General features: G+C 77.7%; 22 protein-coding genes, 1 tRNA gene and 1 other RNA gene. 12 read left to right on the plus strand and 12 right to left on the minus strand.

Annotation, left to right across the window (positions count from 1 at the left end; translation table 11 throughout):
- Positions 1–182 precede the first annotated feature (182 nt).
- Together BLS82_RS00405 and BLS82_RS00410 are read left to right on the plus strand one after the other, a co-directional pair.
- Positions 183–902, plus strand: coding sequence for a DsbA family oxidoreductase (locus BLS82_RS00405; RefSeq protein ID WP_092860661.1), 720 nt, complete (start codon positions 183–185; stop codon positions 900–902).
- Between the two features lie 10 nt (positions 903–912).
- Entirely contained in the window at positions 913–1,602 is a 690-nt protein-coding gene (locus BLS82_RS00410) for a phosphatase PAP2 family protein (protein ID WP_092860663.1), read from the plus strand.
- 41 nt (positions 1,603–1,643) lie between these two features.
- Here the strand turns inward: BLS82_RS00410 and BLS82_RS00415 are convergent, their stop codons facing one another.
- The 3 genes from BLS82_RS00415 to BLS82_RS00425 all read right to left on the minus strand — a co-directional run bounded on the left by BLS82_RS00415 (position 1,644) and on the right by BLS82_RS00425 (position 4,746).
- Complete coding sequence (locus BLS82_RS00415) at positions 1,644–2,207, minus strand: hypothetical protein (RefSeq protein ID WP_092860665.1); 564 nt, start codon at positions 2,205–2,207, stop codon at positions 1,644–1,646.
- Positions 2,208–2,324: 117 nt separating this feature from the next.
- Positions 2,325–3,152, minus strand: coding sequence for a formate/nitrite transporter family protein (locus tag BLS82_RS00420; RefSeq protein WP_092860667.1), 828 nt, complete (start codon positions 3,150–3,152; stop codon positions 2,325–2,327).
- A gap of 28 nt (positions 3,153–3,180) precedes the next feature.
- A complete protein-coding gene (locus BLS82_RS00425; protein WP_218123399.1) occupies positions 3,181–4,746 on the minus strand; it encodes a MocR-like pyridoxine biosynthesis transcription factor PdxR in 1,566 nt (521 codons plus the stop codon).
- 89 nt (positions 4,747–4,835) lie between these two features.
- Here BLS82_RS00425 and BLS82_RS00430 point away from each other — a divergent pair, with 89 nt between their 5' ends.
- The gene (locus tag BLS82_RS00430; RefSeq protein ID WP_092860669.1) at positions 4,836–5,501 is read left to right on the plus strand and encodes a pyridoxamine 5'-phosphate oxidase family protein; all 666 of its coding nucleotides are present in this window, start codon (positions 4,836–4,838) and stop codon (positions 5,499–5,501) included.
- A 59-nt stretch (positions 5,502–5,560) separates the two neighbouring features.
- Here the strand turns inward: BLS82_RS00430 and BLS82_RS15470 are convergent, their stop codons facing one another.
- Together BLS82_RS15470 and rnpB are read right to left on the minus strand one after the other, a co-directional pair.
- Entirely contained in the window at positions 5,561–5,707 is a 147-nt protein-coding gene (locus BLS82_RS15470) for a hypothetical protein (protein WP_176818854.1), read from the minus strand.
- 95 nt (positions 5,708–5,802) lie between these two features.
- An RNA gene (gene rnpB / locus BLS82_RS00435) (RNase P RNA component class A) lies at positions 5,803–6,240 on the minus strand.
- Positions 6,241–6,282: 42 nt separating this feature from the next.
- Here rnpB and BLS82_RS00440 point away from each other — a divergent pair.
- Positions 6,283–7,062: a YaaA family protein gene (locus tag BLS82_RS00440; RefSeq protein ID WP_092862408.1), complete on the plus strand. Its 780-nt coding sequence runs from the start codon at positions 6,283–6,285 to the stop codon at positions 7,060–7,062.
- 196 nt (positions 7,063–7,258) lie between these two features.
- Positions 7,259–8,209, plus strand: coding sequence for an alpha/beta fold hydrolase (locus BLS82_RS00445; RefSeq protein ID WP_143028686.1), 951 nt, complete (start codon positions 7,259–7,261; stop codon positions 8,207–8,209).
- A gap of 52 nt (positions 8,210–8,261) precedes the next feature.
- Here BLS82_RS00445 and BLS82_RS16180 read toward each other — a convergent pair whose 3' ends face one another.
- The 5 genes from BLS82_RS16180 to BLS82_RS00475 all read right to left on the minus strand — a co-directional run bounded on the left by BLS82_RS16180 (position 8,262) and on the right by BLS82_RS00475 (position 11,699).
- Positions 8,262–9,086, minus strand: coding sequence for a DUF1737 domain-containing protein (locus tag BLS82_RS16180; protein ID WP_143028687.1), 825 nt, complete (start codon positions 9,084–9,086; stop codon positions 8,262–8,264).
- A complete protein-coding gene (locus BLS82_RS00460; protein WP_092860675.1) occupies positions 9,083–9,835 on the minus strand; it encodes a zinc ribbon domain-containing protein in 753 nt (250 codons plus the stop codon). Before BLS82_RS00460 ends, BLS82_RS16180 begins: the two co-directional genes overlap by 4 nt.
- Positions 9,836–9,878: 43 nt before the next feature.
- Entirely contained in the window at positions 9,879–11,048 is a 1,170-nt protein-coding gene (locus BLS82_RS00465; RefSeq protein WP_092860677.1) for a Nif3-like dinuclear metal center hexameric protein, read from the minus strand.
- A 34-nt stretch (positions 11,049–11,082) separates the two neighbouring features.
- A tRNA-Val gene (locus BLS82_RS00470) sits at positions 11,083–11,155 on the minus strand.
- 121 nt (positions 11,156–11,276) lie between these two features.
- On the minus strand, positions 11,277–11,699 hold the full coding sequence (locus BLS82_RS00475) for a DUF3052 domain-containing protein (protein ID WP_092860679.1): 423 nt from the start codon (positions 11,697–11,699) through the stop codon (positions 11,277–11,279).
- A 117-nt stretch (positions 11,700–11,816) separates the two neighbouring features.
- Here BLS82_RS00475 and fdhD point away from each other — a divergent pair, with 117 nt between their 5' ends.
- On the plus strand, positions 11,817–12,755 hold the full coding sequence (gene fdhD / locus BLS82_RS00480; RefSeq protein WP_092860680.1) for a formate dehydrogenase accessory sulfurtransferase FdhD: 939 nt from the start codon (positions 11,817–11,819) through the stop codon (positions 12,753–12,755).
- On the opposite strand, the gene BLS82_RS00485 is transcribed toward fdhD, so the two are convergent.
- Positions 12,740–13,162, minus strand: a complete 423-nt coding sequence (locus tag BLS82_RS00485; protein WP_092860682.1) for a YjbQ family protein — start codon at positions 13,160–13,162, stop codon at positions 12,740–12,742. The two genes, fdhD and BLS82_RS00485, sit on opposite strands and share 16 nt — an antisense overlap.
- A 193-nt stretch (positions 13,163–13,355) precedes the next feature.
- Between BLS82_RS00485 and aceE the strand changes: the two genes are divergently transcribed.
- Complete coding sequence (gene aceE / locus BLS82_RS00490; protein WP_092860684.1) at positions 13,356–16,142, plus strand: pyruvate dehydrogenase (acetyl-transferring), homodimeric type; 2,787 nt, start codon at positions 13,356–13,358, stop codon at positions 16,140–16,142.
- A gap of 103 nt (positions 16,143–16,245) precedes the next feature.
- Here aceE and BLS82_RS00495 read toward each other — a convergent pair whose 3' ends face one another.
- Positions 16,246–16,926, minus strand: a complete 681-nt coding sequence (locus tag BLS82_RS00495; protein WP_218123400.1) for a hypothetical protein — start codon at positions 16,924–16,926, stop codon at positions 16,246–16,248.
- Between the two features lie 197 nt (positions 16,927–17,123).
- Here BLS82_RS00495 and BLS82_RS00500 point away from each other — a divergent pair, with 197 nt between their 5' ends.
- The 5 genes from BLS82_RS00500 to BLS82_RS00520 all read left to right on the plus strand — a co-directional run bounded on the left by BLS82_RS00500 (position 17,124) and on the right by BLS82_RS00520 (position 22,191).
- Positions 17,124–18,350: a PucR family transcriptional regulator gene (locus BLS82_RS00500; protein WP_218123401.1), complete on the plus strand. Its 1,227-nt coding sequence runs from the start codon at positions 17,124–17,126 to the stop codon at positions 18,348–18,350.
- 46 nt (positions 18,351–18,396) lie between these two features.
- Complete coding sequence (locus BLS82_RS00505; RefSeq protein WP_255378016.1) at positions 18,397–19,389, plus strand: ACP S-malonyltransferase; 993 nt, start codon at positions 18,397–18,399, stop codon at positions 19,387–19,389.
- Complete coding sequence (locus BLS82_RS00510) at positions 19,386–20,411, plus strand: beta-ketoacyl-ACP synthase III (protein ID WP_092860686.1); 1,026 nt, start codon at positions 19,386–19,388, stop codon at positions 20,409–20,411. The genes BLS82_RS00505 and BLS82_RS00510 overlap by 4 nt, the downstream gene beginning before the upstream one ends.
- A gap of 85 nt (positions 20,412–20,496) precedes the next feature.
- Entirely contained in the window at positions 20,497–20,748 is a 252-nt protein-coding gene (locus BLS82_RS00515; protein WP_092860688.1) for an acyl carrier protein, read from the plus strand.
- Between the two features lie 141 nt (positions 20,749–20,889).
- Positions 20,890–22,191, plus strand: a complete 1,302-nt coding sequence (locus BLS82_RS00520) for a beta-ketoacyl-[acyl-carrier-protein] synthase family protein (RefSeq protein WP_092860690.1) — start codon at positions 20,890–20,892, stop codon at positions 22,189–22,191.
- The last annotated feature ends 4 nt before the right edge of the window (positions 22,192–22,195 follow it).

The raw sequence follows: 22,195 nt of genomic DNA on the forward strand, positions 1-22,195 counted from the left end.
CCTCAGGACTTCCGCGCAACCGGTGCCCGGCGTGTCGCCGCGCGCCAGGCGTGTCGCGGCGTCCGGTCGCGGCGCGCCCAGGCGGCCCTGCCCGGGTCGGCGCCGCGAACGGCGCGGCACGACCCACCGCCGGGGCGGGCGGGCGCGGGAAGCGCCCGCCCGTCCCGCGCGTTGACCCGGCCGTGAAGGTCGAGATCTGGTCCGACGTCGTCTGCCCCTGGTGCTACATCGGCAAGCGCCGCTTCGAAGCCGCCCTGGAGCGCTTCGGGCACCGCGACGAGGTCGAGGTGGAGTGGAAGGCGTTCGAGCTGGACCCGACGGCGACGTCGGCGTCCGCTGCCGAGACCGCCCGCCCGGACGACTACGCGACGCGGCTGGCGGCCAAGTACGGCACCTCGCTGGAGCAGGCGCGCGGGATGCTCGCGTCCATGACGGCCGCAGCAGCCGAGGAGGGCCTGGACTTCCACTTCGAGCGCGCGGTGCGCGCCAACACCGCCGACGCGCACCAGGTGGTCCTCCTGGCGGGCGAGCACGGCCTCCAGGACGCCGTGGAGGAGCGCCTGATGCGGGCGTGCTTCACCGAGGGGGAGGCCGTCGGCGACCGCGAGGTGCTCGTGCGCCTGGCCGCCGAGGCGGGCCTGGACGCCGAGGAGGTGCGCGCCGTCCTGGCCGAGGGCCGCCTGCTGGAGGCGGTGCGCGCCGAGGAGGCGGAGGCCGCGGCCCTGGGGATCCGCGGCGTGCCGTTCTTCGTCGTCGACCGCCGCTACGGCGTCTCCGGCGCGCAGCCGCCCGAGCACCTGCTCGCGGTGCTGCAGCGCGCCTGGGAGGACAGCCGCCCGCTGACCCTGGTCGGCACGGGGGACGACGCCGCCGCGTGCGGCCCGGACGGCTGCGCTCTGTGAGGCCGCCCGCGTGAGCGCCGCGACGCCCGGCACCGTCGAGCAGGAGGTCGCCCGCCACGCCGGCCTGGCCGGGCGCACGGCGGCGGGCGCCGCGCTGGGCGCGCTCGTGGCGCTGCCGTTCCTCGCGCTGCTCGCCCTGGTGCTCGCCGGCTCCCCTGCGCTCCTGCGCCTGGACGGCGCCGTCGCGGCCGGCTTCAACGCCTGGGCGCTGACCCGGCCGGGCGCCGTGGTCGCGCTCGAGGTGCTCGCCGTCGTGGCGCACCCGTGGACCTTCCGGCTGGCGGTCCTGGCGGTGGCGGTCGCGCTGTGGCGGCGGGGACGGCGCCGGGCGGCGACATGGGCGGTCACGACGACGACCGTCGGCTCGGTGCTCAACGTCGTGCTCAAGGAGGCGGTCGAGCGGGCGCGTCCCGCCTTCGCCGACCCCGTCGCCGCGGCGCCCGGGTACAGCTTCCCCTCCGGGCACGCGCAGACCTCGATGCTCGGCGCCGCCGTGCTGCTCGCCGTGCTGCTGCCGGCGCTGGGCCGGCGGGCGAGGGCGCTGGCGTGGTCGGCAGCGGCGCTCGTCGTCCTCGCCACCGGGTTCGACCGCGTCGCCCTGGGCGTGCACTACCTCAGCGACGTCGTGGCCGGCTGGGTCGTCGCGCTCGCGCTCGTCACCGGCGCCCTGGTCGCCGTCCCGCCGCACCTCCGCCGCTGATCCCGGGCGCACGACGCCGCGAGCGGAGCGCCGCGAGCAGGTCAGCCGCCGACCGGCTCCACCGAGGTGGCCTCCAGCCACGGCCCGTCGACGAAGTCGTCGAGCGCCCCGTCCGGCCAGCTCTCCGGCACCCGGTCCTCCAGGTCCGTGTCGACCAGGCCGTCGCGCACCGTGCCGGTCACCCGCACGGTGTCCCCGGCGGCGACGTCCTCCGTCGGGCCGATGACGACGAACTCGTTCTCGGACGCCACCTGCGGCAGCGCGGGGCTCGGCTCGGGCGTCACCTCGGTGCCCGGGGGCGCGAGGAGGAAGGCGCCGTCGACGAGGACCAGCCGGATCACGGCCTCGACGTCCACCTGCTCGCCCTGGTGGTTCGCCGGCGCGGCGAGCAGCTCCTCGGCGGTCAGCTCCGGCTCGGCGTCCGCCTCCGCCTCCGCCTCCTCCGCGTCCCCGGCGATGCCGTCGGCGGCCTCCGACTCGACCGCCTCGGGCGTGGAGACGGTGGGCGGGTCCTCGTCGGAGCAGCCCACCAGGGCGATGAGCGAGGCGGCCGCGAGCGCGGTCGCGGCGCGGCGCGGGCGGGGTCCACGGGCGGGGCGCTGCATGTCTCCTCCGGACGGGTGCGCGGGTCGGACGTCCCAGCCTGCCCGCAGCGGCGGCGACGGGCGAGCGGGACCCGCGGTGCGGGCGCGGTCGTCCCCGGACCGTTCCGCGGCGCCGGGTCAGGCGTTGCGCGCGCGCTCCTGCACGAGCCGGTGGGGCACGCGCGCCAGGCGCACGAAGGCCACGAGCACCACGCCCCCGACCGTGTTGCCCAGCGCCGACCAGCACAGGGCGCCGAACCAGTCCGCGTAGCCGAACGGTGCCTGGCCGGTGTTCAGGGCGGCGAACATCAGCACCGAGTCCAGGACGCTGTGGAACAGCTGCCCGCCGGCCAGCAGGGCGCCGAACAGGACGGCGGGGACGAGCTTGACCCCCAGGCTGTCGGTCGCGTGCTGCATGCGCGTCATCAGCGTGATCACCAGGCCGGCGAGGACGGCGAGCGCGAAGGACTCCAGGTCCACGCCCAGCTGGGCGTAGTGGGTCCCGGCCGTCACGGCCGTCGGCCGCAGGTCGGGCAGGGCCGTGACGATCAACCAGGCGATCAGCCAGCCGCCGACGAGGTTCATCACCAGCGCCACGCCCCACAGCCGCCCGAGGGCGGCGAGCGAGCCGCGCCGGGCCGCGACGGCGGTGACGGGCACGAGGAAGTTCTCCGTGAACAGCTCGCTGCGGGCCAGCAGGAGCGCGACGAAGGCGATGCTGAAGGCCGGCCCGGCCAGCAGGGGCGAGCCGGTGGCGTGCTCGACGAGCAGGTAGGCGATCACCCCCGTGCCGACGTCCACCCCGCCCAGGAAGCCCGTCGTGACCAGCGCCGGCCAGGGCCGCGCCAGGCGGTCCTCCCCCTCGTCGACGAGGCGGTCGAAGGCCTCCTCGATCTCCTGCTCGGGCTCGGCGGGCGGCTCCAGCGGTGAGCCGGTCCCGCCCCGTCCGCCCGCTGCGCTGGCCATGCGCGTGGTGTACCCCGCCGGGGGCGCCTCAGGCGCCCGGCTCCGCTCGCACCGCTCCGGCCCGCACCGCCTCGGCCTGCACCGCCTCCACCTGCACCGCCTCGGCCCGCACCGCGTGCGCCAGGACGGCGACCGCCCGGTCGACGTCGGCCGCGGTGGCGCTGCCGTAGCCGAGGACGACGCCCTGCGCCGCCGCGGCGCCCTGCGGCAGCGGCCGCACGCGGTACTCGTCGAGGTCCGCCACCCGCAGGCCGGCGGCTCCCGCCCGCGCGACCACCCGGGCCGCACGGGCGCCGGGCGGCAGCTCGAGGACGGCGTGCAGCCCGCCGTCCAGGCCGCGCAGCCGCACGCCCGGCGCCTGCTGCGCCAGGCGCCGGGTCAGGTGCGCGCGCGTGCGGGCGTGGTCGCGGCGGCAGCGCGCGACGTGGCGCCGCAGCCCGCCGGCCGCCAGGTACGCCGCGAGCGCCTGCTGGTCGACGCCGCTGACGACCGTGCCGAGGTCGGTGCGCGCGTCCCGCAGCGCCGGCCGCAGCCACGGCGGGGCGACGAGGTACCCGATCCGCAGCCACGGGGTGAGGACCTTGGAGAAGGTCCCCACGTGCACGGTGCGGCCGGCGCGGTCCAGACCGGCCAGGGCCGGCAGCGGGGCGACGTCGAAGCGGAACTCGCTGTCGTAGTCGTCCTCCACCACCACGGCGTCGCAGCGCTCGGCCCACGCCAGCAGCGCCAGGCGGCGCGCGACCGGCATCCGCCCGCCGAGCGGGTACTGGTGGCTCGGGGTGGTCAGCACCGCGCGCGGGGCGCCGCGGCCGGTGGGCAGGGCGTCGACGACCAGCCCGTCGTCGTCGACCGGCACCGGCACCAGCGCGGCCCCGTGGCGGACGAGCGAGCGGCGGGCCGCGGGGTGGCCTGGGTCCTCGACGGCGACGGACTCCCCGCGCAGCGGCAGCGCCCACGCCAGCAGGGACAGCGCCTCGCTCGTGCCGGCCGTGACGACCACGTCGTCGGGGTCGGCGGCCAGGCCGCGGGCGGCGCGCAGGTGCGCGGCCACCTCCTCGCGCAGGCGCGGCAGGCCCAGGGACGGCGGCTCCCACGTCGGCGGGGCGGCGGCGGTGGCGGCGCGCCAGGCCCGCTGCCACGCCGGGTCGGCGAGGCGGGCGGTGCCGGGCTGGCCCGGGCGCAGGTCGAGGACGGCGGGCGGGCGCGGTGCAGCGGCCGGCGGGCTCGAGGGCGCGGTCGCCGTGCCGGATCGCGCAGAGGGCACAGGCGGCACAGGCGGCACAGGCGGCGCGGACGGCGAGGGCAGCAGGGACGGGGCGGACGGCGCGGGTGAGGAGGCGGTGAGGTAGGTGCCGGACCCGTGGCGGGCCTGCAGGTGTCCCTCGCCGTCCAGCTGCTCGTAGGCGGCGACCACCGTGCTGCGGGCGACGCCGAGGCGCCGCGCGAGCAGCCGCGTCGGGGGCATCCGGCTCCCCGGCGGCAGCAGCCCGGTCGAGGCCGCCTCCCGCAGCCCGGCCGCGAGCTGCAGGTGCAGCGGAACGGCGGTCGAGCGGTCGAGCGCGAGCGGCAGGTCCAGGTCGGCGGCGGGTCGCACGCCCTCCTCCTCGGCCTCGGAGTGGTCTGGCGGATCGGCGCGGCAGTGGCCCTGTCGCGCGGTCCACTGTGGCACCGAGGATCTCCGCCGTGGAACCCCTCCCCCTCACCGACCGCACCCGCGTCACCCGGCTCGCGCAGCGCCAGGTCACCGACCGCGCCGCGCTGCACGCCCTGCTCGACGAGGCGCTCGTCGCGCACGTCGCCGTGGTGCGCGACGGCGGGCCCGTCGTGCTGCCGCTCGGCTGCGCCCGCGACGGCGACGCGCTGCTGCTGCACGGCTCCACCGGCGGCGGGCTCCTGCGCGAGGCCGCCGCCGGAGCGCCGCTGGCGGTGTCGGTGACGCTCCTCGACGGCCTCGTCGTCGCCCGGTCGCTGTTCGACAGCTCGATGAACTACCGCAGCGCCCTCGTGCTCGGGCGTGCGGAGGTCCTGCGCGGCGAGGAGCAGGAGCGGGCGCTGCTCGTCCTCTCCGAGCACCTGCTGCCCGGCCGCTGGTCCGAGGTGCGGCCCGCGAGCCCCCGCGAGCGCGCCGCCACGCTGGTGCTGCGCGTGCCGCTGGCCGAGGCGAGCGTCAAGGTGCGCGCCGCGGGGGCGAGCGCCGCGGACGACGACGGCGAGGACCGGGCCGCGTGGGCGGGCGTCGTCCCGCTCGCGCTGCGCGCCGGGACCCCCGCGCCCAACCCCGAGGTGCCGGCGTCCGTGCCGGTGCCCCCGAGCGTGCGGGGGCTGCTCGCGCGGCACGGGAGCGGCTGAGCCGGACGCCGGCGACGAGCGCGCGCGCGTGCCCGTGCTTGTGCCCGTGCCGGAGCGGATCAGCGCGGTGGCAGCGCCCCGACCGCCTCGACGGGAACCGCAGCCGCCGGCACGGCGACCAGGGCCAGCCGCGCTCCCTCCCGGGCGTCGTCCGCGGCGGGGACGACGACCCGCCTGCGCAGCGCGTCGTCTCGGTCGTCGGTCACCTGGTCAGGGTGGCGAGCGCGGTGCGGGGCGACAAGCACCCGAGGGGGCCGGTCACCCGCCTGGCGGGTCGGTCCGCCGGCGGAGCGGGGTGGTGCGGACGAGTCAGCCTGTACGCCGGGTCCTGTCCCCGCGGCCGGTCGCCCGGCCGCGGGTGGCGGCCATCCATCTCGGGACGCCGTCGCCGACGTCCTCGCGCGGCCGGGCCCCGGGCTCGCGCCCGTGGTCCGGCCGCCGTAGCGGCCTACCCGGGAGCTCGGGCGGGCAGCCCTCGAGCGCTCCCTGTCTGGCCTTGCTCCGGGTGGGGTTTGCCGAGCCACCCCCGTCACCGGGGGTGCTGGTGGTCTCTTGCACCACCGTTTCACCCTTGCCGCACGACCTCCCGGAGGAGGTCGCGAGGCGGTCTGTTCTCTGTGGCACTGTCCCGCGGGTCGCCCCGGGTGGGTGTTGCCCACCACCCCGCCCTGCGGAGCCCGGACGTTCCTCGGCAGGTCGCGCCTCGCGACGCGCCTGACGCGGCCGCCCGGCTGACTCGTCCGCACCGGCGAGTCTAGTGCTCGTCCTAGGCTCGGACGCCGTGATCGTCCTGCTGCCGCCGTCCGAGCGCAAGACCCCGGCGACGCGGGGAGCGGCGCTCGACCTCGCCTCGCTGCACCACCCCGAGCTCACCCCGGCGCGCGAGCAGGTGCTCACGGCGCTGGAGGAGGCCAGCGCCTCCTGCGACGCCGCGCAGGTGCTCGGCACCGGCGCCTCGCTGGTCGCGGAGGTCCAGCGCAACACCCGCTGGCGCACCGAACCGGCCCAGGACGTGCGCCGCCTGTACTCCGGCGTCCTCTACGACGCGCTCGACCTGCGCGGCCTGCCCCGCGGGGCGGCGGCCCGGGCGGCGGCGTCGGTGCGGGTGCTCTCCGCGGCCCACGGCCTGCTCGCCCCGGGTGACCGGGTGCCCGCCTACCGCCTGGCGATGGACGTCGACCTGCCCGGCACCGGCCCGCTCGCGGCCTTCTGGCGCGAGCACCTGACGCCCGTGCTCGACGCGATGGCCGCGGAGGCGGAGCAGGTCGTCGTGGACTGCCGATCCGCCGCCTACGCCGCCGCCTGGCGACCGCCGCGGGCGCTCGCCGAGCGCGTGGTCGCGGTGCGGGTGCTGCGCGAGCAGGACGGGCGGCGCAGCGTCGTCTCCCACGGGGCCAAGCACGCGCGCGGGCTCGTGGCGCGGCACCTGCTCACCCGCCGCGGCGCGGCGCCGAAGGACGCCGAGCGGCTGGCGCGCGCCGTCGCCGAGGCCTTCGCCTGCGAGCTCTCCCCCGCCGTTCCCGGCCGTTCGCGCACCCTGGACGTCGTCGTCCGCGACTGATCCGCTCTCCCGGCCGCACTCCCTGCGCTCCTAGGCGCCCTGCGCGCGTCGATCATGGGGTTCCGGTGCGCTGCTGCGGCGTGTCGCCGCACGCAGCCCCATGGCGACGAGCGTCGAGCGCATCGAGCCCCATGGCGGTGCGCGCGGCCCCGACGGGGTAAGCGTGGCGCACCCGACGCTTCCGGAGGTGCTCGACGTGCTCCCCAGGACCCCTGCGCTCACCGCCACCGCCGCCGCCGCTGCTGCCGCTGCCGTGACCGGCCGGTCCGTGGCCGTCACCCGGGACCCCGGCCGCGAGGACGAGGACGGGGCCGCGGCGCGGGTGCCGGCACCTCGCGCCGTCCACCGGGTGCCCACCACCGGCGGCGCCTCGCTCCACGTCGTGGAGTGGGGCCAGGCCCGCGGCAGGCCCGTGGTGCTCGCCCACGGGTACACCGCGACCCACGGGGACTGGCTGCCGGTGGTGCCGGGCCTGCTGGCCGCCGGCCGCCGGGTCCTCGCGCTTGACCTGCCCGGGCACGGCCGCTCCTCGCGCGGGAGAGGCCGCCTCGACGTGGGCCGGCTCGCCGACGCCGTCCAGGCGGTGCTGGAGCACCTGGACCTGCGCGACGCCGTGCTGGGCGGTCACTCCCTCGGGGGGACGGCGGCCCTCGCCCTCGCCGCCCGCGACCCCGCGCGGGCCGCCGAGCGCGTGCGGGCCCTGGTGACGGTCGCCGCGCCGCCGCAGTTCCGGCGCCCGCCGGAGGTCGGCACCATCGCCTTCGGGGCCAGCCCGCTGACCCCGGCCCTGCTGGACGCCCGGGCCAGCGGGCGCCTGCTGGTGCGGCTGCAGATCGTCGGCCCCGGCGCCGCACCCGAGGTGGTCGACGCGGTGAGGCGCCGCTGGTCCGCGTGCCCGCTGCCGACGCGGTGGGCCTGCGCCCGCGGCGTCCTCGGCGCCGACCTGCGGCCCCTGCTGCCCGCCGTGCCGGTTCCCGTCACCGCCGTCGCGGGCGGCGCGGACCGCATCTGCCCCCCGTCGAGGGCGCACCTGATCGCCGACCGCGTGCCCCGCGGGCGGGCGGTCGTCCTGGACGGCGCGGGGCACGCCACTCCGCTGGAGCGCCCCGCCGAGGTCACCGCCGCCCTGCTCGAGGCCGCGGGCTGAGCCTCGGGCTGGGGCTGCGCCGAGCCCTGCGCTGGGGCCTGCGCTGGGGCCGCTACGGCAGGACGAGCGCCTGCGCGACGACCACGCGCTGGCCGTCGAAGGCCACCGCCGGGCTCCCGTGCAGCTGGTAGCCCTCGGCCAGCGCCCGGCTCACCCGCTCGCAGAAGGCCCGGTCGTCCGGTCCCGTGAGCACGCGGTAGCGCAGCCGCTCCCCCGCACCGGGAGCGCGGGCGTCCGGCTCCTCCGCCGGCTCCTGGCCGGGCTCGGGCGCGAGCCCGCGCGGCGGCATCACCTCCGCCGCCACCGCCTGCGCGGCGAGCGCCTCGAACCCGGAGGCGTCCTCGCCCTCGGCATCCCCGCCGGACGGCTCCGAGGAACCGGCGGAGGAACCGGCGGAGGAGCCGGACGAGGAGCCGGACGCGGAGCCGGCACCGCCGCGGCGCTGCCACGGGCGCCCCTGCGCCGCGGCGTCCATGGCCTCGTTCGCCAGCCGGTCGGCGTCCTCGTTGCGCGCCCTCGGCACCCAGGCGTACGTCACGCGCCCCGCCGGCAGGACGCCGCGCGCCTCGCGGACGAGGCGGCGCATGTCCTCGTGCTTGACCTGCCAGCGCCCCGACATCTGCTCGACCACCAGGCGGCTGTCCATGCGCACCTCCACCTGCGCCTGCGGGTCGATCTCCGCCGCGGCGCGCAGGCCCGCGAGCAGCCCGGAGTACTCGGCGACGTTGTTGGTGGCCGTCCCGATCGCCGCGGCGTGCTCGGCGAGGACCTGCCCGGTCTCCGCGTCGCGCACCAGCGCGCCGTAGCCGGCGGGCCCGGGGTTGCCGCGCGAGCCGCCGTCCGCCTCGACGACGAGGCGCCGCCCACCGGCGCTCACGCCCGACCCTCCGCGCCCTCGGGCACGCGGACGAGGATGCGGCCGCACTCCTCGCAGCGCACGACCTCGTCGCGCTCAGCCCTCCGGATCCGGGTGAGCTCGACCGGGTTCAGCTGCAGCCGGCACCCGCCGCAGCGGTCTCCCTGCAGCGGGGCCGCACCCAGCCCGCCCGAGCTCTCGCGCACGCGCTCGTAGAGCGCGACCAGCCCGGCGTCCAGGCCCTGCACCGCGCCGGCGCGCTGCAGGCGCAGCTGCTCGGCCTCCGCGTCGATCGCGGTGGTCGCCGTGTCGCGCGCGGCGACGAGGCGGGTGCGCTCCGCCTCCAGCTGCGCGGCCTGCTGCTCCAGGTCGGCCGCGGCCGCCTGCGCCTGCTCCAGGCGCTCCATGACCTCCAGCTCCACGTCCTCGAGGTCGCTCTGGCGCCGCGCGAGCGCCTCGGAGTCCTTCACCAGCGCCTGCAGGTCCTTGGCGGTGCCCGTGCCCGCCGCCAGCCGCGCGGCGTCGCGCGCGGCGCGGGTGCGCACCTGCTCCACGTCCTGCTCGGCGCGCACCAGCTCGCGCTGCACGTCCGAGGCGAGGGTGCGGGCCGCGACGAGCCGGTCGCGCACGGTGGCGCGCCGCTGCTCCAGCTCGGCCAGCGCGGCGTGCTCGGGCAGGGCGCGGCGCCGGTGCGCGAGCTGGGCCAGCCTCGTGTCGAGCGCCTGGACGCCGAGCAGCCGGCGCTGGTCGGTCGCGGGGGCGGTGGTCACGTCGGGCCTCCTGGGCGGTGGGCGGGCGCGGCGCCGGTGCGGGTCACCGGACGGGGCCCTCGGTGCTGGCGACGTGGAAGGTCCACGGGTCGGTGCGGCGCTGGCTGACCGTCGTCGTCACGGACGCGCCCCGCTCGGCCAGCGCCGCCGAGAGGCGCTCCGCGGCGCCGTTGAGCCACGGCCACTCGCTCGCCCAGTGGGCGACGTCGACGAGGTAGGGCGGCCCGCCGCCGGCAGCCTCGCGGGCCTCGGACGCCGGGTGGTGGCGCAGGTCGGCGGTGACGAGGACGTCGGCGCCGCTGGCCCGAGCCGCACCGAGCAGGCCGTCACCGGCGCCGCCGCAGACGGCGACCCGCTCCACGAGCGCGTCCGGGTCCCCGCTGGCGCGCACCCCGCCCGCCGTGGCGGGCAGCGCGTCGGCGACCACCTGCGCGAACGCCCGCAGGCTCACCGGCCGCTCGAGCACCCCGACCCGGCCCAGCCCGCGCGGGGCGGACCACGGCGCCAGCTCGAGGACGTCGAAGGCCGGCTCCTCGAACGGGTGCGCCGCGCGCAGCGCCGCCAGCACCGCCTCCCGCCGCGCCCGCGGCAGCACCACCTCCAGGCGCTCCTCCGCCACCTGCTCGCGGCGCCCGACCTCCCCGACGGCGGGGTCGGCGCCGGGGCCGGGCACGAAGGTGCCGGTGCCGGACGTCGTCCACGCCACCCGCTCGTACTGCCCGACGCCGCCCGCGCCGGCGGCGGCCAGGGCGTCGAGCAGGGCGCCCGCGCCCTCGCGCGGGAGGAAGACGACGAGCTTGTCGGTCGGCTCCGACGGCGCCGCGGACAGCGGCACGAGGTCGGTCAGCCCCAGCACCCGGGCGAGGGCGTCGGAGACGCCCGGGCGGGCGGAGTCGGCGTTGGTGTGCGCGGCGTACAGGGCGCAGCCGGCGCGCACGAGGTCGTGGACGACGCGGCCCTTGGGGGTGTCCGCCGCCACCGAGTGCACCCCGCGCAGCAGCAGCGGGTGGTGCACGAGCAGCAGGTCGGCGCCCGCCGCGACGGCCTCGGCGGCCACGTCGGCGGTCGGGTCGACGGCGAGCAGGATCCGCTCCACCGGCGCCCGCGGGTCCCCGCACACCAGCCCCACGCGGTCCCAGTCGGCCGCCCACCGCGGCGGGTAGAGCCGCTCCAGGACGGCGACGACATCGGCGACCGTGGGGGCGGGGCTCACCCGCGCAGGCTACCGGCGCGCCGGGCGGCCCTCGTGGGCCCGGCCGGGTTCGAACCGGCGACGTCCGCGGTGTAAGCGCGGTGCTCTACCAGCTGAGCTACGGGCCCGGGTGCGGTGCGACCGCCACGGCCGCCGGGGTGACCCAGCGGCGGCCGTGGCGCCTGCCCAGCACAGCACACCGCGGGCCCGGCGGTGCGCGGAACTCCCGGGATCGGCGCGCGGAGCGCCTCAGCGGCGGGTGCGCCCGCCGACGATGCGGGTGGCGACCCAGTCCCGGGAGGGGCTGACGGTGCTGGTCAGGTGCATGCCCGCCGTCGGCGCGGCCTCCTGCACGTCCGAGGGCGGCACGTGGCCCGGGCGGCCGGCCTTCGGCGTGAGCAGCCAGACGACCCCGTCGTCCGCCAGGGAGACCTGCGCGTCGACCAGCGCGTCGACCAGGTCGCCGTCGTCCTCGCGCCACCACAGCAGGACGACGTCGACGACCTCCTGGTCGTCCTCGTCCAGCAGCTCACCGCCCGTGAGGGCCTCGACGGCCTCCCGGAGGTCGTGGTCGACGTCGTCGTCGTAGCCCAGCTCCTGCACCGCCTGACCGGCCCGGACCCCGAGCCGACCGGCGGCGCTGTCGGCCGCGGGCCCCGCGGTCGCGCTCACCCTGGTCCTCCTGTGGTGCTCTCCTACCGGCCGCCGCTCGCGGGCGCGGGCGGCGTGTCGGGAGCGACGGTACCGCGCCCGCCGCGCCAGCGGCTGCCCCGCGCGTACGCTGGGCGGATGGGTCGGGTCACCTCGCGCGCGCCGGTGCTGCGCCTGGACACCGCCACGGGCGTCGCCGTGCGCCGCCCCGACACCCTGGCCGCCGAGGAGCCGCTGGAGGTGCGCGTCGGCGGGCAGGCGGTCGTCGTCACGATGCGCACGCCGGGCGACGACCTCGACCTCGCCGTCGGCTTCCTGCTCACCGAGGGCCTGCTGGCCTCCGCCGACGACGTCGCGACGGCGATGCACTGCACCGACCTCGGCGAGGACGGGCGGCCGACCTTCAACGTCGTGGAGGTCGCCCTGCGCCCCGGCGTGCCGCCGCCGGACCTGGAGGGCCGCCGCACCTTCGGCATGACGTCGGCCTGCGGCGTGTGCGGGTCGGCCAGCATCGACGCCGTGCGCCGCCGCTCCCGCTACGACGTGGCGGGCGACGACGTGCGCGTCGACGCCGGGCTGCTCGTGAGCCTGCCCGAGCGGCTGCGGGCCGCCCAGCGGGTCTTCGACCGCACCGGCGGCCTGCACGCCGCGGGCCTGTTCACCGCCACCGGCGACCTGCTCGCCGTCGCCGAGGACGTCGGCCGCCACAACGCCGTCGACAAGGTGCTCGGGCGCGCGGCCCGCGAGCGCGGCTGGCCCCTGACCGGCACCGTGCTGCAGGTCAGCGGCCGCGCCTCCTTCGAGCTGGCGCAGAAGGCCTGGTCCGCGGGCGTGCCGGTGCTCTCCGCCGTCTCCGCGCCGTCCTCCCTGGCCGTCGAGCTCGCCGCGGACGCCGGGATGACCCTCGCCGGGTTCGTGCGCGACCCGCGCCTGAACGTCTACACCGGCGCGCACCGCGTCGTCGCGCCGCCCGCGACCGACGGCGAGCGGGCCGGCGAGCGAGACGGCGTCCCGGCGACGGCCCAGGCGACGGTTCAGGTGGCGGCCCGGCCGGCGGTGGCTCAGCCCTCGAGGTAGGACAGGCGCACGGTGCGCACCGGGTTGTCGACGTTGGTGTCGACCAGGCACACCGACTGCCACGTGCCCAGGGCCATCGCGCCGCCGAGCACCGGCACCACCGCGGACGGCGGCACGAGGGCGGGCAGCACGTGGTCGCGGCCGTGCCCGGGGCTGCCGTGCCGGTGGCGCCAGCCCGCACCGCCCGGGCCGCGCCGGGGCAGCAGCTCCTCCAGGGCCGCCAGCAGGTCGTCGTCCGAGCCGGCCCCGGTCTCCAGCACCGCGACGCCGGCCGTGGCGTGGGGCACGAAGACGCTGAGCAGCCCGTCCTGCGCACCCGCCTCGCGCAGGAACGCCGCGCACCGGTCGGTCAGGTCCACCACGCGCTGCTCCTCGCCCGTGCGCACCGACAGCTCGCTCGTCCTCACCCGAGCAGGCTAGGCGCGGGCCGGTCGCGCTGCGCGTGCGGAGGTGACGGGGGGCGTGGTGACTCGGGCGCCGCGCGGGGGCAGGATGGGGTCACCTCGGTCCGCGCCGCGCAGGCCCACCCGGCCGGCGCGGCGGACGGGGTCCCCGCGGCGCCACCCGCCGCGCGGCAGGACGACGTGAGGAAGGCCGAACGTGGCAGGACGCGATGAGGCGGCGCGCACGGGCTCGGGCCTGAGCGGCCCCCTGCACCTGGCGGACGCCGACCCGGAGGAGACCCGGGAGTGGCTGGACTCGGTCGACGGGCTGGTCGCCGAGCGCGGCGTCGACCGCGCGCGGTTCGTGCTGGCCAGCAGCTACGAGCACGCCCGCAGCTCGGGCGTGCCGCTGTCGGGGCGGCTGTCGACCGACTACGTCAACACGATCGCCCCCGACGACGAGCCCGAGTTCCCCGGCGACGAGGACGTCGAGCGCCGCTACCGCGCCTACATCCGGTGGAACGCCGCGGTGATGGTCCACCGCGCGCAGCGCCCCGGTGTCGGGGTCGGCGGCCACATCTCCACCTACGCCTCGTCGGCCACGCTGTACGAGGTCGGCTTCAACCACTTCTTCCGCGGCAAGGAGCACCCCAGCGGCGGCGACCACGTCTTCATCCAGGGCCACGCCTCCCCCGGCGTGTACGCGCGGGCCTTCCTCGAGGGCCGCCTGTCCGCCGACCGGCTCGACGGGTTCCGCCAGGAGCTGTCCTCCCCCGGCGGCGGGCTGCCCTCCTACCCGCACCCGCGGCTGATGAAGGACTTCTGGGAGTTCCCGACGGTGTCCATGGGCCTGGGCCCGGCCAACGCCATCCACCAGGCGCAGTTCGACCGCTACCTGCACGCGCGCGGTCTCAAGGACACCTCCGGGCAGCGCACCTGGGCGTTCCTCGGCGACGGCGAGATGGACGAGCCGGAGAGCCGCGGCCTGCTGCAGCTGGCCGGCAACGAGGGCCTGGACAACCTCGTCTTCGTCGTCAACTGCAACCTGCAGCGCCTCGACGGCCCCGTGCGCGGCAACCAGAAGATCATCCAGGAGCTGGAGTCGTTCTTCGGCGGCGCCGGCTGGAACGTCGTCAAGGTGGTCTGGGGCCGCGAGTGGGACCCGCTGCTGGCCGCCGACACCGACGGCGCCCTGGTGCAGCTGATGAACCGCACCCCGGACGGGGACTACCAGACCTTCCGCGCCGAGGACGGCGGCTACATCCGGGAGAACTTCTTCGGGCGCGACGAGCGCACCCGCGAGCTGGTCGCGGACCTGTCGGACCAGGACGTCTGGAACCTCAAGCGCGGCGGGCACGACTACCGCAAGGTGTACGCGGCCTACGCGCGCGCGGTGCAGGGCGACGGCAGGCCGACCGTGATCCTCGCCAAGACCATCAAGGGCTACGGCCTGGGCCCGCACTTCGCCGGGCGCAACGCCACGCACCAGATGAAGAAGCTCACGCTCGACGACCTGCACCTGCTGCGCGACAGCCTGCGGATCCCCGTCAGCGACGAGCAGCTGGACGCCGACCCGTACGCCCCGCCGTACTACCACCCCGGCGAGGACGCCCCGGAGACCCGCTACCTGCAGGAGCGCCGCCGCGAGCTGGGCGGCTACGTGCCCAGCCGGCGCACGAGCGGGGCGGCGCCGATGACGCTGCCGGGCGAGTCGGCGTACTCGGTGGTCAAGCGGGGCTCGGGCAAGCAGCAGGTCGCCACGACCATGGCGTTCGTGCGGCTGCTCAAGGACCTCATGCGCGACAAGGGGTTCGGCCCCCGCGTGGTGCCGATCATCCCCGACGAGGCCCGCACCTTCGGGATGGACTCCTTCTTCCCGACCGCGAAGATCTACAACCCGCACGGGCAGAACTACGTCTCCGTCGACCGCGACCTGATGCTCGCGTACAAGGAGTCGACGTCCGGGCAGATCCTGCACCTGGGGATCAACGAGGCAGGCTCGGCGGCGGCGTTCACCGCGGTCGGCACCTCCTACGCCACGCACGGCGAGCCGATGCTGCCGGTCTACATCTTCTACTCGATGTTCGGGTTCCAGCGCACCGGCGACCAGCTGTGGCTGGCGGGGGACCAGATGACCCGCGGCTTCCTGCTCGGCGCCACCGCGGGGCGCACCACGCTGACCGGCGAGGGCCTGCAGCACGGCGACGGGCACTCGCTGCTGCTGGCGTCGACGAACCCGGCGGTGGTCTCCTACGACCCGGCGTACGCCTACGAGATCGGGCACATCGTGCGCGACGGCCTGGCGCGCATGTACGACAGCGACGACCCGGCGCGCGCCGCCGTGGAGCCCGACGGGCGCGACCCGAACGTCATGTACTACCTGACGGTCTACAACGAGCCGATGGTCCAGCCGGCCGAGCCGGAGGACGTCGACGTCGAGGGGATCCTGCGCGGCATCCACCGGGTCGCCGCCGCCGAGGGCGGCGAGGGCCGCCCGCGCGTGCAGCTGCTCGCCTCCGGCGTGGCGGTGCCGTGGGCGCTGGAGGCGCGGGACCTGCTGTCCCGCGACTTCGGCGTGGACGCCGACGTGTGGAGCGTGACGTCCTGGAACGAGCTGCGCCGAGACGGCCTCGCGTGCGACGAGTGGGCGTTCGACCACCCCGGCGAGGAGGCGCCCGTGCCGTTCGTCGCCCAGCGCCTCGGCGACGCGACCGGCCCGGTGGTGGCGGTCAGCGACTGGATGCGGGCCGTGCCCGACCAGATCCGCCAGTACGTGCCGCAGGAGTACGTCTCCCTCGGCACCGACGGGTTCGGGTTGTCCGACACCCGCCCGGCCGTGCGGCGGTACTTCCACGTCGACGGGCCGAGCATCGCCTACCGGGCGCTGCAGGTCCTCGCCCGCCGCGGCGAGGTCGACGCCGGCGTGCCGGCCAAGGCGTACGAGACCTACCGCCTGGACGACGTCACGGCCGGCACCACCGGCAGCGCCGGCGGCGAGAGCTGACCCCCTCGTCGTGATCTTGCACGTCCGGTCCGTGCCTGCGGGTCCCTCCGCCGGGACGCGGCGACCGGAGGTGCAAGATCACGGCAGGGGGCGGGGCCGCCGGTCAGCGGCTGAAGCGGTCCTTGCGCTGGTCGGCCTCGGTGATGGCCCGCTCGAGCTCGGCGCGCACCCCGGCCACGCGCTGCTGGTCGGGGAACTGGTCGAAGGCCTGCAGGTGGCGGCGGGCCTCCGCGATCCGGCCCGCCTCCACGGCGGCGTGCACCAGGTGCCGGCCGGCGTCGATCACGTGCTCGCGCGGGCGCCAGTGCCCCACGCCGAGGCCGAGGGCGTCGTCCGGCAGGCCGGCCTCGCGCAGCACGGCGAGGCTCTCGGCGAGCGCCTGGCCGCTGTGGTCGCGCTCCGCGGCCGTGCCCAGGCGCCGCAGCGCGCCCTCGCGGTCCTCGTGGACCGACAGGCGGCCCAGCTCCACCAGGGCGTACCAGGCGCGGCCGTTGCGCGCGGTCTCCTCCGCCAGCGCCCACACCGCGTCGTCCGCGGCGCGCTGCGGGTCACCGCCCTCGTGGCCCTCCGCCGCGCGGCGGCGCACGATGTCGGCCAGGCGCCGGAAGGCCTGCTCGTCGTTCGGGTCGTGCTCGAGGCGCTCGCGCAGCCGCACCTCCTCCGCCGCGTCCACCGGCACCCGGCGGCTCTTGGGCACCAGGGCCACCGGGGGCTTCAGGGCCGGGCGCAGGCCCTGCGTGCGGGCGATGACCGCGCGGTTGCGCAGGCGATCCAGCAGTCCCATGCGGTCCTTCCGTCCCTGCGCCGTCGGCGGGCGCCGTCCGCCCCGAGGAGCCCGAGACTAACCCTGCGGGGCGCCGCGGGACCATCCCGGCGCCGTCCGCCGGCGCCCGGCCGCCCCCGCGAGCGGCCGCCCGGGAGCGCGGCAGGCGCTCGCGGAGCGTTGTAGGGGCCCTACAAGGCGGCCCTAGGCTGGCGGGCGTGTCAGCGCAGCCGCCCGGCGCCGGGCCGGACGAGGACGCGCTGCGCCGCCTGCAGGCCGGGGTGGGCCAGCTGGCCGGCGCGGCGCTGGAGCGCCTCGACGAGACGCTGCCCTGGTACGCGGCGATGGGGCCGCAGGAGCGCTCGTGGGTGGGGCTGGTCGCGCAGGCCGGCATCTCCGCGTTCGTCGCCTGGTACCGCTCGCCCGAGCGGCGCCCGGAGGTCTCGGCCGACGTCTTCGGCACGGCCCCGCGCGAGCTGACCCGCGCGGTCTCGCTGCACCAGACCCTGCAGCTGGTGCGCGTCGTCGTCGACGTCGTCGAGGACCACGTGCCGGTCCTGGCGGCGCCCGAGCGCCGGCAGGACCTGCGCGAGGCGGTGCTGCGGTACTCGCGCGAGGTCGCCTTCAGCGCCGCGGAGGTCTACGCGCGCGCCGCCGAGGCCCGGGGGGCGTGGGACGCGCGCCTGGAGGCCCTCGTCGTCGACGCCCTCGTGCGCGGGGAGGCCGACGACTCCCTGGCCGGCCGCGTGACGGCGCTGGGCTGGCGCGGCAGCCAGGAGGTCGTCGTCGTCGTCGGCCACCGGCCCCCGGGCGGGCCCGAGCAGGTCGCGGCCGAGCTGCGCGCCGCCGCCCGGGCCGGAGCGACCGACGCCCTGGTGGGGCTGCAGGGCGAGCGCGCGCTCGTCGTGCTCGGCGCGGAGGACGCGCGCGCGGCCGCCGAGGCGCTGGCGCCCCGCTTCGGCCCCGGCCCGGTCGTGCTCGGCCCGCCCGCTCCGGGGCTGCCCGCGGCCTCCCGCTCGGCGCGGGCGGCGCTGCTGGGCATGACGGCGGCGCGCGCGTGGCCGGAGGCCCCGCGGCCCGTGGCCGCCGACGACCTGCTGCCCGAGCGCGTGCTCGCCGGCGACGCCAGCGCGCGCCGCGCCCTGGCCGACCGCGTGCACGCGCCGCTGCACGCCGGCGCCCCGGTGCTGCTGGAGACGCTGCGCACCTACCTCGCGTGCGGGCGGGGCCTGGAGGCCACCGCGCGCACGCTCTTCGTGCATCCGAACACGGTGCGCTACCGCCTGCGCCGGATCGCGGAGGTCACCGGCTGGGACGCCACCTCCGCCCGGGAGGCGTACGTGCTCCAGGTGGGCCTGGCGGTCGGGGCGCTGGCGGAGCGGGCACCCCGACCGGCGGACCCGACAGCTCGTCCTTTGGCGGGTTCCTCCAAAGATCACCGCTGAGCTTCGTGGACGTCATCATCGGAGCACCCGTGCGCCAGCGGGCAAGGTGGAGGACGTGCTCGTCGTCGTCTGCCCTGGCCAGGGCGCCCAGGCCCCGGGGATGCTCTCGCCGTGGCTGGAGCTGCCCGGCGCGCGCTCCCAGCTGCAGTGGCTGTCCGCGGTCTGCGGCCTCGACCTGGTCGCCCACGGGACGACCTCGGACGCCGCGACCATCCGCGACACCGCCGTGGCCCAGCCGCTGCTCGTCGCGAGCGGCCTGGTGGCCCTGCGCGCCCTGCTGCCCTCCCCCGAGGACGTCGCGACCGCGGTGAGCGCGACCGCGGGGCACTCGGTGGGCGAGATCACGGCGGCGGTGGTCGCCGGCGTCCTGACCCCCGAGCAGGCCCTCGTGCTCGTGCGCGAGCGCGGCCGGGCGATGGCCGCCGCGGCCGCGGTCACCCGCACCGGCATGAGCGCCGTCGTCGGCGGCGACCCGGAGGAGGTCGAGGCGGCCGTCGCCCGCGCCGGCGCGACCGCGGCGAACCGCAACGGCGGGGGCCAGGTCGTCGCCGCCGGCACGCTCGAGCAGCTGGCCGCGCTCGCGGCCGACCCGCCGGCCCGCGCGCGCGTGATCCCCCTGCAGGTCGCCGGCGCCTTCCACACCGAGCACATGGCACCCGCCGTGGAGGTGCTGGAGCGCTACGCACCGGCGATCGCTCCCGCCGACCCGCGCGTGCTGCTGCTGTCCAACGCCGACGGCGCGGTCGTGGCCGACGGCGCGCAGGTGCTGCGCCGCGTGGTCGCCCAGGTGGCCAACCCGGTGCGCTGGGACCTGTGCCAGGAGACCCTCGCCGGGCTCGGGGTCACGGGGCTCGTGGAGCTGGTGCCGGGCGGCACCCTGACGGGCCTGGCGCGGCGGTCGCTGCCGGGCGTGGAGGCCGTGGCCCTGCGCACCCCCGACGACCTGGACGCCGCCCGGGACCTGCTGGCCCGGCACGGCGCCCCCGCACCCCAGCGCACCGGCGCGCCCAGCCCCCACCACCCCGGGAGCCCCGCATGACCGCGACCACCCCTGCGACCACCCCCGCGATCACCCCTGCGACCGGCTCGCCGCACGCGCGCCTGCTCGGCGTCGGCGCCTACCGCCCCGAGCGCGTCGTCACCAACGAGGAGGTGTGCCAGCACATCGACTCCAGCGACGAGTGGATCCGCCAGCGCACCGGCATCGAGACCCGCCGCTGGGCCGATCCCGAGACCACCGTGGTCGACATGTCCGAGGTCGCCGCGGCCGAGGCGGTCGAGCGCGCCGGGCTGGCCCCCAGCGACATCGACGCCGTCATCGTCGCCACGGTCTCCCACCCGTACCAGACGCCGTCAGCCGCCGCGATCCTCACGCACCGCATCGGCGCCACCCCGGCGGCCGCGTGGGACGTCTCCGCCGGCTGCGCCGGCTTCTGCCACGCCCTGGCGCAGGCCAACGACCTCGTGCGCGGCGGCACCGCCCGCCACGTCCTCGTCGTCGGGGTCGACAAGCTGTCCGACTTCACCGACCTCACCGACCGCTCCACGGCGTTCCTGTTCGCGGACGGCGCCGGCGCGGTCGTCGTCGGGCCCTCGGACACCCCGGGCATCGGCCCGACGGTGTGGGGCTCGGACGGCGCGCAGTGGGAGACGATCAAGAGCCGGCACTCCTGGCTGGACGTGCGCGCCAGCGACGAGCAGGTGTGGCCGCACCTGGTGCAGGAGGGCCGCTCGGTCTTCCGCTGGGCCGTGTGGGCCATGGCCCCGGTCGCGCAGAAGGCGATCGACGCCGCCGGCATCACCGCCGACCAGCTGCAGGCGTTCATCCCCCACCAGGCCAACATGCGCATCATCGACGCGATGGCCAAGCAGCTGCAGCTGCCCGCCGGCGTGCCGATCGCGCGCGACATCGCCCAGGCCGGCAACACCTCGGCGGCCTCCGTGCCGCTGGCGATGCACCGCATGCTCGCCGAGGGCCAGGCGCCCTCGGGGGGCCTGGCGCTGCTCATCGGGTACGGCGCCGGCCTGGCCTACGCCTCGCAGGTCGTCGTCCTGCCCTGAGCGCGGCGCGCTCCGCGAACCGCACCACCCCGTCCCACCCCACCCGAGTTCCCACCCGAGTTCCCGAGCGAAGGAGCAGCACCCCATGGCGCAGAGCGAGCAGGAGATCCTGGCGGGCGTCGCCGAGCTGGTCAACGAGGAGACCGGCCTGCCGGTCGAGAGCGTGGAGATGGACAAGTCCTTCACCGACGACCTCGACATCGACTCCCTGTCGATGACCTCCATCGTGGTGCAGGCCGAGGACAAGTTCGGCGTGACCATCCCCGACGAGGACACCAAGAACCTGCGCACCGTGCGCGACGTCGTCACCTACGTGCAGCAGGCGCAGCAGGCCTGAGCCCGCGCCCGCGAGGCGGCCGGTCCTGCCGGCCGCCTCGCGCCGGACGGGCGCCCTCCCCTGACGGGCGCACCCCTGACGGGCGCACCCCGACGGGGACCCCCGCACCGCTGATCCACCCCGGCCCACCTGGAGACCCGCATGCCCGGTTCCGACGCCGCGGCCCTGCCCTCGCCGGCACCCGTCCCGACCGCCTCGGCCGCTCCGCACCGCCGCGTCCTCGTGACGGGCGTCGGCGCCCTCACCCCGCTCGGCGACACCGCGGCCGCCACCTGGGAGGCCGCCCTGGCCGGCCGCCCCGGCGCCAGTTCCATCACCGCCGAGTGGGCGAGCCGGTGGGACATGCCGGTGACGTTCGCCGCGCAGACCACCACGCCCGGCACCGACGTGCTGCCCCGCCACGAGGCCCGTCGGCTCGACCCGGCCGGCCAGTACGCCGTCGCCGCCGCCCGCCAGGCGTGGGCCGACGCCGGCTCCCCCGAGGTCGACCCGCTGCGGCTGGCGGCCGTCGTCGCCACCGGCATGGGCGGCCTGTGGACGCTGTTCACCGCCTACGACGTCCTGCGCGACCGCGGCGCGCGCCGCGTGCCGCCCATGACCGTGCCGATGCTCATGCCCAACGGCCCCGCGGGCGCGGTCAGCCTCGCCCTCGGCGCGGCCGCCGGCGCGCACTCGCCCGTCTCCGCCTGCGCCTCGGGCGCCGAGGCGGTCTCCTACGGGCTGCAGATGATCCGCGCCGGGCGCGCCGACATCGTCGTGGCCGGCGGCACCGAGGCCACGATCCACCCCATGCCGCTGGCCTCCTTCCACGCCATGCAGGCGCTGTCCACGCGCAACGAGTCCCCCGAGACCGCCTCGCGGCCCTACGACACCGCCCGCGACGGGTTCGTCCTCGGCGACGGCTCCGGGATCCTCGTGCTGGAGTCCGAGGAGCACGCCCGCGCCCGCGGCGCCCGCGTGTACGCCGAGGTCCTCGGCGCCGGCCTGTCCGCGGACGCCCACCACATCGCCGCTCCCGAGCCCGAGGGCATGGGCGCCTCCCGCGCGGTGCAGGAGGCGCTCGCCGTCGCCGGCGCCACCCCCGCCGACGTCGTGCACATCAACGCCCACGCCACGTCCACGCCGGTCGGCGACCTCGCCGAGGTCAAGGCCCTGCGGCGGGCGCTGGGGCCGGACCTGGACCGCGCGGCCGTCTCGGCCACGAAGTCGATGACGGGGCACCTGCTGGGCGCGGCCGGCGCCGTGGAGAGCATCTTCACGGTCCTCGCCCTGCACCACCGGCTCGCGCCCCCGACGATCAACCTCGACGACCTCGATCCCGGGGTCGACCTGGACGTCGTCCGCAAGGACCCCCGCCCCCTGCCCGCCGGGGGCGTGGCGCTGAACAACTCCTTCGGCTTCGGCGGCCACAACGTCGCCGTCGCCTTCGGCCCGGCCTCCTGACCCG

The organism is Quadrisphaera sp. DSM 44207, assembly GCF_900101335.1.
Classification (GTDB): domain Bacteria; phylum Actinomycetota; class Actinomycetes; order Actinomycetales; family Quadrisphaeraceae; genus DSM-44207.